At 51.0% G+C, this 15,404-nt stretch carries 12 protein-coding genes; 6 read left to right on the top strand and 6 right to left on the bottom strand.

The genetic code is table 11. The annotated features are described in order from the left end of the window. Positions 1–268: 268 nt before the first annotated feature. Complete coding sequence (queE, locus tag NCTC9997_RS06185) at positions 269–970, top strand: 7-carboxy-7-deazaguanine synthase QueE (RefSeq protein ID WP_064977586.1); 702 nt, start codon at positions 269–271, stop codon at positions 968–970. 104 nt (positions 971–1,074) lie between these two features. Here queE and queD read toward each other — a convergent pair whose 3' ends face one another. From queD to NCTC9997_RS06160, 5 genes are all read right to left on the bottom strand, one after another. Next, complete coding sequence (gene queD, locus NCTC9997_RS06180) at positions 1,075–1,437, bottom strand: 6-carboxytetrahydropterin synthase QueD (RefSeq protein WP_010861808.1); 363 nt, start codon at positions 1,435–1,437, stop codon at positions 1,075–1,077. Positions 1,438–1,547: 110 nt separating this feature from the next. Further along, positions 1,548–2,720 carry an ABC transporter permease gene (locus tag NCTC9997_RS06175; protein ID WP_197665251.1) on the bottom strand — a complete coding sequence of 391 codons (1,173 nt, stop codon included), beginning with the start codon at positions 2,718–2,720 and terminating at the stop codon, positions 1,548–1,550. After that, positions 2,713–3,837 carry an ABC transporter ATP-binding protein gene (locus NCTC9997_RS06170; RefSeq protein WP_197665250.1) on the bottom strand — a complete coding sequence of 375 codons (1,125 nt, stop codon included), beginning with the start codon at positions 3,835–3,837 and terminating at the stop codon, positions 2,713–2,715. The genes NCTC9997_RS06175 and NCTC9997_RS06170 overlap by 8 nt, the downstream gene beginning before the upstream one ends. Continuing rightward, entirely contained in the window at positions 3,834–4,814 is a 981-nt protein-coding gene (locus tag NCTC9997_RS06165) for an HlyD family secretion protein (protein ID WP_152137227.1), read from the bottom strand. Before NCTC9997_RS06165 ends, NCTC9997_RS06170 begins: the two co-directional genes overlap by 4 nt. 201 nt (positions 4,815–5,015) lie before the next feature. Then, positions 5,016–7,190, bottom strand: a complete 2,175-nt coding sequence (locus tag NCTC9997_RS06160; RefSeq protein WP_197665249.1) for a heavy metal translocating P-type ATPase — start codon at positions 7,188–7,190, stop codon at positions 5,016–5,018. Positions 7,191–7,220: 30 nt separating this feature from the next. On the opposite strand from NCTC9997_RS06160, the gene NCTC9997_RS15215 reads away from it, so the two are divergent. Both NCTC9997_RS15215 and cadR read left to right on the top strand, forming a co-directional pair. Then, positions 7,221–7,364 carry a hypothetical protein gene (locus NCTC9997_RS15215; RefSeq protein ID WP_197665248.1) on the top strand — a complete coding sequence of 48 codons (144 nt, stop codon included), beginning with the start codon at positions 7,221–7,223 and terminating at the stop codon, positions 7,362–7,364. Between the two features lie 204 nt (positions 7,365–7,568). After that, a complete protein-coding gene (cadR, locus tag NCTC9997_RS06155) occupies positions 7,569–8,117 on the top strand; it encodes a Cd(II)/Pb(II)-responsive transcriptional regulator (protein ID WP_064977584.1) in 549 nt (182 codons plus the stop codon). Positions 8,118–8,259: 142 nt separating this feature from the next. Here cadR and NCTC9997_RS06150 read toward each other — a convergent pair whose 3' ends face one another. Next, positions 8,260–9,966, bottom strand: a complete 1,707-nt coding sequence (locus NCTC9997_RS06150) for a pyridoxal phosphate-dependent decarboxylase family protein (protein ID WP_064977583.1) — start codon at positions 9,964–9,966, stop codon at positions 8,260–8,262. A 384-nt stretch (positions 9,967–10,350) separates the two neighbouring features. Here NCTC9997_RS06150 and asnS point away from each other — a divergent pair, with 384 nt between their 5' ends. The 3 genes from asnS to NCTC9997_RS06135 all read left to right on the top strand — a co-directional run bounded on the left by asnS (position 10,351) and on the right by NCTC9997_RS06135 (position 15,171). Then, positions 10,351–11,751: an asparagine--tRNA ligase gene (asnS, locus tag NCTC9997_RS06145; RefSeq protein WP_010861815.1), complete on the top strand. Its 1,401-nt coding sequence runs from the start codon at positions 10,351–10,353 to the stop codon at positions 11,749–11,751. A 592-nt stretch (positions 11,752–12,343) separates the two neighbouring features. Continuing rightward, positions 12,344–13,522: a porin gene (locus NCTC9997_RS06140; RefSeq protein WP_064977582.1), complete on the top strand. Its 1,179-nt coding sequence runs from the start codon at positions 12,344–12,346 to the stop codon at positions 13,520–13,522. Between the two features lie 398 nt (positions 13,523–13,920). Further along, positions 13,921–15,171: an aromatic amino acid transport family protein gene (locus NCTC9997_RS06135; protein WP_064977581.1), complete on the top strand. Its 1,251-nt coding sequence runs from the start codon at positions 13,921–13,923 to the stop codon at positions 15,169–15,171. Positions 15,172–15,404 lie beyond the last annotated feature (233 nt).

Genomic DNA, 15,404 nt, shown 5'->3' with positions numbered 1-15,404 from the left:
ATTTAACATTATAATCACCATTAATCTACTTATGGCAATGAGTCACAACGGTTTTTCACGCTCTTTCCGCTATCCGTTAGCTGACTCGAATCAGGTTGCGATTTATTCGGTAACTTGCTCTCATCTCACCACTAAGCATGGGCATGCATAGTGCAAGCCGCCATCGGCCTAGAGCACAACCAGCAGGTTACGGTAGTCAGGGGGCGATGGGTTTGCGATAATCCGCGACTTGTGCTCAGACTATTCAACCACAGGCTTATTGATCCAGATGCTGTATCCGATTAATGAAGTATTTCAGACGCTGCAGGGTGAAGGGGTATATACCGGCGTTCCTGCAATTTTTGTCCGTTTGCAGGGCTGTCCGGTGGAATGCAGCTGGTGTGATACCAAACACACGTGGCAGCTTGATGCCGATCAACGCTTGTCTGATCCCGCGCTGATCTTAAAAACTGAAGATTCGGCCAGCTGGTGCTCAATGACCATCAGCGATTTACAAACGCTGTTTACCGAGCAGGGCTATACCGCCAAGCATGTGGTGATCACCGGTGGCGAGCCATGCCTGTATGACCTCACCCCGCTGACTACGCAGTTAGAAGCAGCCGGATTCCAGTGCCAGATTGAAACCAGTGGCACTTACGAGATTCGTTGCTCAGAACAAACGTGGGTGACAGTGTCGCCGAAAGTGGGTATGCGTGGCGGCTGCCAAGTACGTACCGATGCCTTGCTACGTGCCGATGAAATCAAACATCCGGTCGCGCGCGAAAGTGATATTGAAGCGCTGGATCAACTGCTAGCGCAGCGCGAGCAAAGCCTCGGCGCCGATGAAGCAAGCGCCCACAGCAAAACTCCGGTGATCTGTTTGCAGCCGATCAGTCAAAAGCCGCAAGCCACCGAGCTGTGTATCCACACCTGTATCGCCCGTAACTGGCGTTTATCAGTGCAAACACACAAGTACCTGTCGATTGCCTAAGACATAACAAAACGGTGTCGCCCACACGAAGTAGGCAGACACCGTTTTTTTGCCGTGCAGTTCGCGAACATAACTCTTCGCGAAAATGGCTCTTCGCAAGAAAATCACTCGCCGCGATAAGTACAACCTGACGTGCAGGTTTCCTTGATCATCACTGCTGACAGCAATGGCAATTGTGGTTTGAGTTTGTCCCAAATCCAACGCGACAACACTTCACTGGTCGGGTTTTCCAGCCCTTCAATATCATTCAGATAATAGTGATCCAGCTGGTCATAAATTGGCTTGAATACCTGCTTGATGTCACCGAAATCCATAATCCATCCGGTGTGCGGGTCAACTTCACCGCTGATCTCAATACGCACGGTAAAGGAGTGGCCATGCAGGCGTCCGCACTTGTGCCCTTCAGGGACATGCGGCAGGCGGTGCGCCGCTTCAAACATAAAGTCTTTGAACAAAGTGGTGGTCATCACTCTATTCCTATACAGCAATATAAAGGAACGGCGATGTTACCAGAATTTGTGGGGATGTGCGCCCGTTTGCAGACGCATGTGCACCCCGTTTATAGAACAGCACAGAGCTAATCCAACGTTTTACGAAAGCGGCGCGTCGCAATCAGTAAGCCGACGATAAAAAAGATCGCCAGCCACAGCAGCTCAAAACGCATATCCCACAGCCCCGCATCGCGCAGCACCACAGCGCGGATCACACGGATAAAATGCGTCGCTGGCAACACTTCGGCAATCCACTGCGCAGGCCGAGGCATGCCCTCAAACGGGAACATAAAGCCACTCAACAAAATTGACGGCAGAAGGATAAACACCGTCATCTGCATCGATTGCAGCTGCGTTTTCGCCAGCGTGGAGATAATCAAACCTAATGTCAAACTGGCACAAATAAACAGCAACGACGACAGAAAAATCGCATAGGCAGGACCGGTGATCGGCACATCAAAAATCAAATGCCCTAACCCCAACACGATCATGACCTGAATCAGCCCCACCAGAATGTAGGGAATGATTTTCCCTAGCATCAACTCCAGTGGCCGGATCGGCGTGTTGATCAGCAGCTCCATATTGCCGCGCTCGCGCTCACGCACAATCGCCGCTGACGTGAACATAATCATGGTCATGGTCAAGATAATGGCCGTCAGCCCCGGCACCACATTCACCGCGCTACGCTGCTCTGGGTTGTAATATTGCGCGACAGCAAACACCGGCACCTGCAAGTTCGGATTCTGATTTTGCAGTTCTGCCAGCGACATATTGCGCAGCTGACGTACCGCCGAGGCCACCATCAAATCCGAGCCGTCCACCAGCCATTGGCCTATCGGTTGCACCGTATTTTGCGTGCTGAGCGCAAAGTGTTGTGGTGTCTGCACATAATCGTTATAGCGGCGCTCCAAATCTGGCGGTAGCACCAACACCGCGCGTACTTTTCCCTGTCGTAAGGCATTTTCTGCATCGGGAACTTGAATGTAATGCGCCTTGATATCCACCACCTGCGTCACCGCTACCATCTGCTGCAGGATCCGGCTCAGCGAAGTCTGGCTTTGATCCACCACCGCAATCGGAATGTGCCGTACATTGGTGTTGATGGCATAGCCGAATAGAAATAGCTGAATCAGCGGGATCATGATCACCATGCCAAAGGTCATGCGATCGCGCGATAGCTGACGCAGCTCTTTGCGCACTACGGCGCTCATCCGCAGTAAAAATAAGCGTAACCCGCAGATCATTGGGGAATCAGGCATCTGAGTTGTCTCCCCTGTCTCGCTTAGTGTTATCTGAGGGGTTATCTGAGATTATCGCTTCGCGAGATCCTGCTGAATACATGGCTTGTGGGCCAGTCGCCAGCACAAACACGTCCTCTAGGCTGGGGCGAACTGGTTGAATGGTGCGAGCGTCAGAATCATCGCGCATGCTGTTAGCATCTATCTCAGCATTGTGTTGGGCATCCATCTGAGTATCAAATTGCCGCACCTGCTGCTGTAAAAATGTCAGTGGCTCAGCTTCAGCATGGCTCACCAAGACCCGCAACCGCGCCCCCAGCTGCGCGGCAGAAATCACCGACGTTAGCCCCAATAAATGCAGTTTGAGCTGACGCAAATGCGCGCCATCGACCTCAAAAACCGCCCCGCCCATCTCACTCATCAGCTGCGCTGGCGCGCCGGTCAAACGCATGCGGCCATCTTGCATGATGCCGATGCGATGGCAGCGTTCGGCTTCGTCCATATAATGGGTGGCGACCAAAATCGTGGTTCCGGCGGCGGACAGGTCAAATAGTTGCTCCCAGAATTCCCGCCGATTTTGCGGATCAACCGCAGCCGTCGGCTCATCCAAAAATAACAACTCGGGTTGATGGATAACCGCCGCGGCAAGGGCCAAGCGCTGTTTTTGTCCACCACTGAGACTCCCCGCCAAGCGGCGTTGTAACGCCTCTAGCTCATACTGACGACACAGTTCGGCCACCCGCGCTTTACGCACGGCGCCGCGTAAGCCATACACTTCGCCGATAAAATGCAGGTTTTCGGCAACGGTCAGATCGTCATACAGGGAAAATTTTTGCGTCATGTAGCCAATGCGCGTGCGCACCCGCTCGCCACCTTGGGGTAGCACTTGGCCCAGCACCCGCACACTGCCTTCGCTCGGCGACAGCAAACCGGTCAACATGCGGATAGTGGTGGATTTGCCACAGCCATTCGGGCCGAGAAAGCCAAATATTTCTCCACGCCGAATATGCAGGTTCAGATTATCTACCGCCGTAAACGCACCGAAACGGCGCGTCATTCCTTGTGTATCAATGACGGTATCGATAACGGTCTTAGGCACTGCATCTGCAGTATCCGATGCGCTCACGGCCCCCATCATGGCAAGATCACCTGCGCCGGAATACCCGACGGCAAATCACTATGCTCTGGCGACAGTTGCACTTCGGCCAAATACACCAAACGCGCTCGATCTTCGCGATTCAGTGCATAGTAAGGGGTAAACGCCGGATCATGGGCAATTTTGCGTACCGTGCCCGTCATCGGCTCATTAATACCATCGACCCGCACCGGCAACGTCATGCCCACATGGATCTGCGTGCGAAATGGCTCGGGAATATAGACGCGCGCATAAGGCGCTTGGTCGGCCAACATCACCACCAGCGTATTACCGGTTACCGGACGGTCGCCCAAATGAAATGGCAGACTTTCAACGATCCCATCACGTGTCGCGACCACCGACAGCTGCAGCAGTGCAATCTGACTTTCGGCCAATTTAGCCTGTGCGGCAGCAACATTAGCGCGCGCCTGCGCAATATCTTCCGGACGTGACCCATTTTTCAACGCCAGCCACTGCTGATAAGCTGCATTAACCTGCGCTTGACTGTTATTGCGCGAGGCCAAAGCCTGATCCAACTCCGCTTGCCCTACCGCTTTTCGCGCAAACAGCTGCACCATGCGTTGATATTGCAAGATACTCTCTTTTTCCAGTGCTTGCGTGCCGCGCCAATGCGCCTCCGCGGCCGCAATATCTTCACTGCGCGCACCTTGCTCTAATTTTTGTAAATTCGCCTGCGCTGCTTGCAGTGAGGCGGAAGCTTGCTCGACCAAGGTTTGTTGATGCGCGGGGTCTAACTGCACTAACAATGTTCCACGCGTCACCGCCTGCCCTTCTTGTACCGGCATGGCAATCACGGTTTCGGCAGCCATCGCCGGATAAGTTAGCCGATCGCGCTCCAAGGTTCCCAGTGCTTGTGAGGATGGCGCAAAATCGCATCCCCCCAATAACAGCAAACACAACGCTGCGAATACTCCGCGTTTCAGATAATCACGTTTCACAGTACGCATTTCATTACGCATCACCGCTGTCCTTGCTTACGCCTATCAATACAAAACGAATTGGCACACAACAAAAAAGCCGCATCGTCAGCAGATGCGGCTGTTATTACTCACTATCCATCATGGATGCACGCAGCTACCTCGCTTTGTGCATACTATAGACGGTTGATTTTCTGACGTCCTGTTGCTGATTCACATTTTATGTTGCATTTAAAGTGATCATTATGAGCGCTGAATATCTTTCGCCATGCGCAGGCCATTGGCAATCACCAGCAAACTCGCCCCTACATCGGCGAATACCGCCATCCACAAGGTTGCGACACCGGCCATCGCGAGGGCAAAAAAGACCGCTTTAATGCCCAGCGCCATGGCGATATTGGCTTTCAACACGCGCGACGTACGACGCGCATGGGCAAACAGATCCGGTAATTTATCCAACCGATCTTCCATCAGCGCGACACCCGCGGTTTCCAACGCAGTATCGGAGCCAGCTGCGCCCATGGCAATCCCCAAATCAGCACGCGCCAGCGCAGGAGCATCATTCACGCCATCACCAATCATCGCGACTTGCTGATAGCGCTCTTGCAACTCGGTAATGCGCTCCAGCTTATCTTGCGGTAACAACTCACCTTGCGCCTCTTCCACGCCAATCTGACGGGCAACCGCCGAGGCTACACCCTGATGATCCCCTGACAGCATAACGGTATGGATCCCCTGCTGGTTCAGCCGACGGATCACCTGCGCCGCTTCCGGACGAATTTTATCGGCGACAGTTAAAATCCCCAGCAGTTGCTCGGCTGACATCAGCAACAACAAGCCCTGACCTTGCGCTTCCAGCGCGCTTAACTCCGCAGCCTGCGCCGCCGTCAGCACCTGACGACGCTCAGCCAGACGACGGCTACCTAACCAGTAAGCATTGCCTTCGATATGGCCTTGTACACCAAAACCGACCAGCTCCTGAATCTCACTCGCGTGCGGATTGTTCTGCTCACTCGGCTCTTTGCTTAGCGCCTGACGGGCAGCCGCGGCGCGCAATACCGCACTGGCCAATGGGTGTGTGGAGTGCGCATCTAACGCTGCGGCTAACGCCAGAATACGATTTTCAGTCAGCGAACTGCCTTGTGGGACAATCACCTGTGTCACCTCTGGCTCGCCCAACGTCAGGGTGCCGGTTTTATCAAAGGCGATGGCATTGATTTTAGCCGCCATTTCCAGCGGTGCTCCGCCTTTAATCAACATGCCATAACGGGCCGACGACGCCAACGCACTGACCAAGGTCACTGGCGTAGCAATCACCAGCGCACAGGGGCACGCAATCACCAGCATCACCAACGCGGTATACACCGACGACTTCAGTGGCATCACGCCGAACAGCGGTAACAGCACCGCCACCAGCACGGCAACGACGACCACGGTCGGCGTATAGAAGCGGGCAAAACGGTCAATAAAACGCTGAATCGGCGCTTTGCTGGCCTGCGCATCACGCACGGTGGTAATAATGCGCGCGAGCACGCTGCCGCTGGCAGCTGCGGTAGTCTGGATCTCCACCACTCCATCACCATTAATGCTACCGGCAAACACCGTGCTGTTAGGCTCTTTACTGACCGGCAAACTTTCACCGGTGATCGGCGCTTCGTTAAAGTGGCTGGTGCCGCTAATGATCATGCCATCTAACGGCACCCGCTCTCCTGGGCGCACGCGCACGCGGGTACCCACCGCCACCTCGGCCACGGGCACTTCAACCCAATTACCCTCGCGCTGAATCCACGCCGTTTCCGGTGCCAAAGCCATCAAGGATTTCACCGCTTCGCCGGCACGCGTCAGTGACATATCCTCCAGCTTTTCGGCCACGGCGAACAAGAACAGCACCATCGCCGCTTCCGGCCACTGGCCAATGGCAATTGCGCCAATAACAGCTACTGACATCAAAAAATGAATGTTCATGCTGCCGGTTTTCAGGGCAATCCAGCCTTTCTTTAAGATAGGCAGGCCGCCACAGGCAATCGACGCCAAGGCCAACAGCGCAATCCATACACTGGTATCGGAGCCACTTATGATGGCAACCGCTTCTGCGCCAGCGGCAAACACCCCAGATAACGCGAACAAACCACGTTGACGCCAGCTGATTTTACGCTCGGCAGGCATGGCGGCGGCTTGCTCTGCGGTCAGCTCTACCGCTTCCATACCAACTCCGCGAATGGCGCGAACCACGGGAGTCACGTCATCTAAATCATGCCCCATCACCATCACACGCTCGATGTAGTTAAACTCTAACGTGCGCACGCCACTGACTTTGCTCAGCGCCTTTTCAATCAAGCCTGACTCAGTTGGGCAATCCATCGCCAAAATCTGGAATTTAGTCAGGAAACGGGCGTCGCCGCCCTCGCCTAAGCTCACACGGCTGGTCGCAGCATGCGGCGCATGCTCATGACCGCAGCACCCGCCATGGGCATGAGTATGTGTGTGTTCATGATTGTGCTCGTGCGCATGGTCATGGTCAGCAGCATGTTGGCCGCACGCGTGCTCATGCGCCGTGGCGACGGTTTGAGTGGCCGCGGTTTTAGTGATTGAACAGCAGACCCCCGCACTCTGCTTTTGTGCGGCCTTTGCCGCAGACGTTGCACAGCAAGTACCGGCGTTGGCAGCCTCGCGCATCTGATTATTTTTCTGGCAGCATGAAGTCATTGTCGGCTCCTTCAAAAGGTTTTATGCTTATTCCACACCCTGAAGTCACTTCAGGGTCAAGGCTTTTCGCAAGAAAATTCGGAGGGAAAGATGAGAATCGGTGAACTGGCTCGACAGGCGGGAACGGAAGTCGAAACTATCCGCTACTACGAGAAAGAAGGCTTGCTGTCAGCGCCGGCACGCAATGCGTCGGGCTATCGTATGTACCAATCTCAGCATTTGTCCGAGCTGAATTTTATTTTGCATTGTCGCTCGCTGGATATGTCTCTGGCGGAGATCCGGCAATTGGCCAACTACCGAGATAATCCTGCCCTTGGCTGCGCAGAAACCAATGCGATGATCGACCAGCATATTCAAAATGTGCATCAGCAATTGGATAAGCTACACCGCTTAGAGCAGCAGCTCATTATGCTGCGCGAACGCTGCACTGATGAGTATCCGGCTAATAAGCAATGTGGGATTTTGCAAACCCTGCTCACCGCCGCCGAGCAAGCCCCATCGCCGTGTAAGTGCCGTGGCGTACTGAATTCATTGATTGCTGCCGCTGAAGGTGAGTCTTGCCCTTGTCACAGCGCAGAAAGCTGCTCTCTGCAGCGAGAAGCCGAACGCTGCAGTCATACCGCCTGCCAACACGAATAAAAAACGGCCTTCGCATCTCATCCTTTATCACAAGAACGTGAATGCGAAGACCGTGGTGATTTGCCGCCTCAATCTACAGCGGCAATGCCGTGCTAACACTCAGTATGGGTTAAACGCGTAACCGCGACTGAACGGAACGGCTTCAGCGAAACTGTTTCATCCGCTGAATAAACTGGTCAATTTGTTCGCGGCCAGTGGCCGGATTCATAAAGACCGCTTTCTCTCCCGGGATATAGGCATACGCGCCTTTAGCGTTGTAAGACGAACGCGCAATAAATTCGACCCAGTTGGTGTACAAACCAAACTTGCCACGCTGCATAAACTGCTCACGGTGGTAATGGCTATTGCGTTTCATCCGCTCCATCGCCTGCGAATCGGTCATGCAGCTTTGCTCCAGCAAAAACTCGGCTTCTGGATCTTGCACGCAATTTGGGTCATACACTTTAAAGCCCACGCTTGGGCCTTGGTTTTCCGGCACCATCAATTTCACATTGCCCAATTGCTGCAGCTGATGTCGGAAGTAGTTCGCGTTTTGCAGGCAGTGCGCCAGAATAATCTGATAGCCTTCAATACCCATATGCTGCAACGCCGAAAACGCCCCAAACATACCGGCCGCCCCGCGTGAACACTCGATAGTTGATTGCAAGTGAGTTTGACCTTGCAAGTCATGCTCAAAATACGAGAAGTTTTCTGGATCGTTTTCCAGCGCATGCATGTCATCGCGATTTTTGATCATCACCAGACTGGAGGTGTACGGGACATATCCCCACTTCTGGAAATCGACCGTAAACGAATCGGCATATTTAACTTCACGGAAACGCTCAACGTTATGGCGAATCCCCGCTAAGGTCGATTCGTTGATCTCCAATGGGTTACGATCAAAATCATAATCAAGGAAGAACAGCATCGACCAACCAACTGCCGCATCCGCGTGAATGTGCGGTTTCACCGCAATATCATATTCATCACACAGACGATTACGCAGATCATATACGGGCTTGATGCGGTCAACGCCGAACGTATCGGTCGTACCCAGCGTCAACATGATGGCCGGAATTTTACAGTGCACATCAAAGCAAGCACGCATCTGGCGCTCTAAATCCACCAAATCGATATCATTGCTTTCGGTAACTTTGATACGAATGGTTTTATGCCGGATATCGACCCCCAGCAATGACAAGTTCGTCATGTTGGAGTAGTGACCACCTTGGGAATTGATGATGCGATAATCCTGATCGACCCCCATCCCCAAAGTCCGTGCTTCAGGCAGCGATTTACGAATACCCAGCAGATAGCCGTACAGGTTACAGAACGTACCGCCTTGGGTGAACACACCGGTCGCTTGTGCGGGATCATAACCGGCCAGCGTCGCCACTTGGCGGATCACCGTTTTTTCCAGATGGTCCGCCATCCCCGCATATTCGCAATACGCCAAATTCGGGTTAGCCAGCGAGCACATCATCGCGCCATACACCGCCGGATCACACGGCATCGTGATGACATTCTCGACAGAACTTGGATTTTCCCAATCTTTAGACATCGCCGCCGCAAAGGTCAGCAGCGGATCAGGGCCACTCCCCGGCTGGTGCATTCTCGGTTTAACCGCACTGAGAGATTCAATCTCGGCAAAAAAACGCTCACCTTGCGGATAAGCAGCCAACCGCTCGGCAGGAGCGAGATGTTTTTGACGAAATGCGTTGATTTGCTGGAATCCGGGGTCTTGATACACCGGCCAATGTTTAGGGTCACGGCTGAAGAACCAGTCCATCACCTGACGGTAACGACCTGAAAAATAAGATGAAACGTCATTCGCTTCGGCAGAGTTTAGCCACATATCGTGCTGATTCATGAGCATTTATATCCTTGTATCTGAAGCTGCCAAACATCAACAGCCATAACTTTAGCGCTCTAGCACGATTCACTATATACACATCAAATAGACAAAACAATGAATGGCATTTAAACATTATTTCAGCTTATTACTTTGACATAAAAACAAGATCTAGACATATAAACCACTAAAAACTCAATAACTAGCAACTCGTGCCAAGATCACGGCTAAAAAGTCTCGCAAACAGCAAATCGATGCTGAAAACGACAAAACGCACTTTTAAAATACAATTAGCAGGAATTTGTACTTGAGTCCTGCTGATCGGCAGGTAACATAAGCAGTTATCCTTGCTGAGCACATTCAGTGCCAAACAAAAAGCAAAAATTGGAGTATGAGAACATTATGAGCGTAATGCCTGTAGTTGATGTGTTGCGCGGCCAAGCCCCAGTTGACAGTGAAGTCACCGTGAAGGGTTGGGTGCGCACCCGTCGAGATTCCAAAGCAGGAATCTCATTCCTTGCCGTTTATGACGGTTCTTGTTTTGACCCGCTGCAGGCTGTCATTGCTAATACTCTGCCTAATTACGAGAGCGAAGTACTGCGCCTGACAACCGGCTGTTCTGTTGAAGTCACCGGTAAAGTGGTTGCTTCCATGGGTCAAGGCCAAGCGTTTGAAGTGCAAGCCACTTCTATTACCGTTCTGGGTTGGGTTGAAGATCCGGATACTTACCCGATGGCGGCCAAGCGTCACTCTATTGAATACCTGCGTGAAGTCGGCCACCTGCGTGCCCGTACCAACATCGTGGGTGCGGTGACCCGTGTGCGTAACACCCTGGCACAAGCGATCCACCGTTTCTTCCATGAGAACGGCTATCTGTGGATCTCTACGCCACTGATCACTGCTTCTGACTGTGAAGGTGCCGGTGAAATGTTCCGCGTATCCACGCTGGATATGGAAAACCTGCCACGTACCGATAAAGGCACAGTGGATTACAGCGAAGACTTCTTCGGTAAAGAAGCATTCCTGACAGTATCTGGTCAGCTGAACGTTGAAACCTATGCGTGTGCGCTGTCTAAGGTATATACCTTTGGCCCAACCTTCCGCGCAGAAAACTCTAACACCACTCGCCACTTGGCTGAGTTCTGGATGGTAGAGCCAGAGATCGCGTTCGCGAACTTGGACGATGCTGCCGGTCTGGCTGAGCAACTGCTGAAGTACGTGTTCAAAGCGGTACTCGACGAGCGCATGGACGACATGAAGTTCTTCGCCGAGCGTGTAGATAAAGATGCCATTGCACGTCTGGAGCGCTTCATCGCTTCTGACTTTGCCCAGATTGACTACACCGACGCGATTAAGATCCTGGAAACTTGCGGTAAGCAGTTCGAAAACCCAGTGTTCTGGGGTGTCGATATGGCTTCTGAGCACGAGCGTTATCTGGCGGAAGAGCACTTCCAATCCCCAGTGGTCGTGAAGAACTACCCGAAAGACATCAAAGCCTTCTACATGCGTATGAACGAAGACGGTAAGACCGTGGCTGCGATGGACGTTCTGGCTCCAGGAATCGGTGAAATCATCGGTGGTTCACAGCGTGAAGAGCGTCTGGATGTTCTGGATGCCCGTCTGGATGAAATGGGTCTGAACAAAGAAGACTACTGGTGGTATCGCGATCTGCGCCGTTACGGCACCGTGCCACACGCAGGTTTCGGTCTGGGCTTCGAGCGTCTGGTGGTTTATGTCACCGGTATGCAGAACGTTCGTGACGTGATCCCATTCCCACGGACTCCACGTAACGCGCTGTTCTAATACGGTTTCTCACATAAGGTCATCCAGTCTTCTCGTGTTGAACTGAGACCGCTAAGATTAGACCGTAGAGACGCGTAGATAATAAAAGCCGGCATTGTCCGGCTTTTATTTTTAGATATCACCCTGTTGAGACTATTGACGAATCATGTCTCACACTCATCATAAACAAAAACGAATAAACCGGATTTATCAATACGCCCGCTATTCGTTTGCTCTGCAATTAAAGTGACGAATCCTTTCATCCTCTTTTATTTACACTCGCAATTATCGAACGCTCATGTTTTATTCAATGCGGGTATAAGTCACGAGATTTAAAACGAGATGTCTTCTTTTTATGATGTGAACAAATATTTTCAACGCGAAAGTAAAAGCATTAAATTGATAATTCGTAAAATAAGAGAAGTCGCAATATCAAATAAGTTTCATCGGGGACACAATTAATTACAGTCGGTTTCTCGCTGCAAAGACTGATACGGATGGATGCAATTAGTGACTAGCATCACATCATCACAAATGCGACATTACGCCTCAAGGAAAGTTCCGCACTAATGAGAATCAAGCGGAACTCTACGTCACTGAATGAGGAAATAGCATGAAACGTACTGTTCTTGCAGCCATGATCCCAGCACTGCTGGTAGCAGGCGCAGCTAATGCCGCAGTAATCTACGATCAGAATAACAACAAACTGGATCTGTACGGCAAAATTGCTGGTGAATACCATTTCGTATCTAACCACAATGCTGGAATGTATGATCGTGGCGATGCAAGCTACGTTCGCTTGGGCCTGAATGGCACCACTCAAATCAACGATCACCTGCAAGGTTTCGGTCAAGTTGAATACAACTTGGCGCCAAACGAAGACAACAACTTCAACGGCCCTAACCAAATGCGTCTGGCCTTTGCTGGCCTGAAAGATGACCGTTACGGTAGCATCAGCTATGGTCGTAACTGGGGCGTATCTTATGACGTAACTGGCTTCACTGATATGCTGCCAGAATGGGGTGAAGATACCCAAGGTTACATGCCTGAAGCAACCAACAACTACAGCGGCTCTGCGCCAACTCTGTTCGGTAACGGTCGTTCTGACGGCGTTCTGCAGTATCGTAATAGCTGGGATGGTTTCAACCTGGCACTGCAACTGCTGGCACCAAACGATTCTTATGATGGCGACAGCTCCAACCACAGCTATTCTCGTCTGATCGAGAACGGTACTGGTTACGGTATCGCGATGACTTACGACGCCGGCATGGGCGTAACTCTGGGTGCGACTTACAACAACGCGCAGAAATCTGATTGGCAGAAACAAAACCTAGCCAATGATAAAAACGCACAGCTATGGTCAGTTGGTGCTAAGTATGATGCTAACAACATCTATGCAGCAATCAACTATACCCAAACCAAAAACCAAATGGCTTACAGTATGAAGCCTATCACCGGTAAGAGTGGAAACATCGGTGATGTAAACAGCATCAACGAAAACGCATTTGCTTCTACCAGCCAAGCAGTGTTCGCTGTTGCTCAATACAACTTCGACAACGGCCTGACTCCAAGCATCGGTTATGCTCAAGGCTGGCTGCGTCATCCAAATGGTTACGTAGGCAACCAAGACTACAGCAAGTATGTTGACCTGGCGCTGACTTATAACTTCAACGCTAACATGAATGCGTATGTTGACTATAAGATCAACCTGCTGGACAACAACGAATACACTGCCAACAACGCTCTGTACACCAACAACGTTGCTGCTGTGGGCCTGCAATACACCTTCTAATTTCTCGCTACGCGAAAAATTTAGATATTGCGAGCTGCGCCGATCTCCTACGGGAGATCGGCTTTTTTCGTTAGCCCGACATGAAGAACCATAATCTCGCTATCAATTCCTTTCTTGCTCACCTTTTGCGCAATAAATAACTTACCAACCACCATTTCTCAGCATGTAATCCTAAGTTTACAGTTGTCATCACACAAATTTGCATAGCGTAAAATTTCAGGCTATGTATTCACTGTTTATAGCAATTTAAAGGCATTTAATTTTGATAACTTGGATATAAAAACCATTTATTCTATTTTAGTGCGAAATTCATGGTTTTTATCACTGGCTTAGTCAAATGCGCTCAACAGGTACAGCGAGTACTATGCACGTAAAGATTAACCACCTCGGAAACCGTCATGAAATCCGCTGTAGCACTATCCCCTACCGAATCAAAAACTCTCGTTTGGTCCAAGCAAGACTCGCATTGGGTCTTTAGCCTGTTTGGCACTGCCGTTGGCGCCGGCATTTTATTCCTGCCTATCAATCTGGGGATTGGCGGTTTCTGGCCGCTGCTGATTCTGGCAGCACTGACATACCCGATGACCTATCTAGCTCACCGTGGTCTTGCACGCTTTGTACACTCTTCAGCCAATGCTGAAGCAGATTTTACCGATGTGGTGGATGAGCATTTCGGAGCGCGTTTTGGCCGCTTGGTTACCTTGCTCTATTTTCTGTCAATCTTCCCCATCCTGATGATTTACGGTGTTGCGATCACCAATACTACGGATAGTTTTATGGTCAATCAGCTTGGCATGGCTTCGCCACCACGCGCGCTGCTGTCGGGTGGCCTGATTTTCGCTCTGATTGCTATCATGATTGCCGGCGAAAAAGTGTTGCTGAAAAGTTTTGAAGTAATGGTGTATCCACTCGCCGGTATTTTGGGCCTGCTCTCTTTGTATTTGATCCCACATTGGCAAATGCCAGCACTGAGTATGCCGTCAGCTAAAGATTTTATGACCACATTGTGGCTGGCCATTCCGGTCGTGGTGTTCTCATTCAGCTACACTCCGGCAGTCTCTTATTTTGCCAAAGTACAACGCCAACGCTATGGCGCACACTCTGAGGCGAAAACAGATAGCATCATGCGTCGTACCACCACCATGCTGGTCTGTTTTGTGCTGCTGTTTGTGTTCTCTTGCGTACTGACCTTGTCGCCGGCTCAACTGGCACAGGCCAAAGCCGAAAACGTGTCGATTTTGTCTTATCTGGCCAACATCATGCACAATCCAGTGCTGGGTTTACTGGGGCCGTTGGTTGCGTTTATTGCCATTACCTCCTCATTCTTAGGCCACTTCCTTGGTGCGCGCGAAAGTCTGAATGGCTTGTTGACCAAAAATACTCGCTTATCACTGCGTCATGCTGACAAACTGAGTATTGTGATCCTGTTTCTGGCTATCTGGTTCTCTGCTATCCAAAACCCAAGCATTCTGGGCGTAATGGAAGCGCTGTCTGGTCCGGTGATCGCGATTATCCTGTTTATCATGCCGGTGTATGCGGTTTATAACGTCAAATCACTGCATGCCTATCGTCACCGTTTTGGTACCTACTTTACCTTGGCCGTTGGTCTGCTGGCGGTATCTGCGTTAGTGTTTAATTTGTTGTTCTAACTGCATTCCTCTCATCTCCTAGCGAGTTTTTTATCACGCCCCTTTTTGGGGCGTTTTTATTCTTTGACTCTTCATTTTCTTAGCTATTTTAAGTTGTTTCTTCTTTTTTATTTAATCTCTGCTCGCGTATTTCCTTTCTCTTGCTTTTTTCTCTTCTATCTCACGCTATTTACTTTCTTTCCTTGCTTTATTTTTCGCATATTTATCATGTATTCCTGATGATTAGCGCTAAA

The organism is Plesiomonas shigelloides (genome assembly GCF_900087055.1).
Taxonomy (GTDB): Bacteria; Pseudomonadota; Gammaproteobacteria; order Enterobacterales; family CAMTGL01; genus Plesiomonas; species Plesiomonas shigelloides.
The sequence above is the reverse complement of the archived record's forward strand: the minus strand, read 5'-3'. Positions and strand labels throughout refer to the sequence as shown.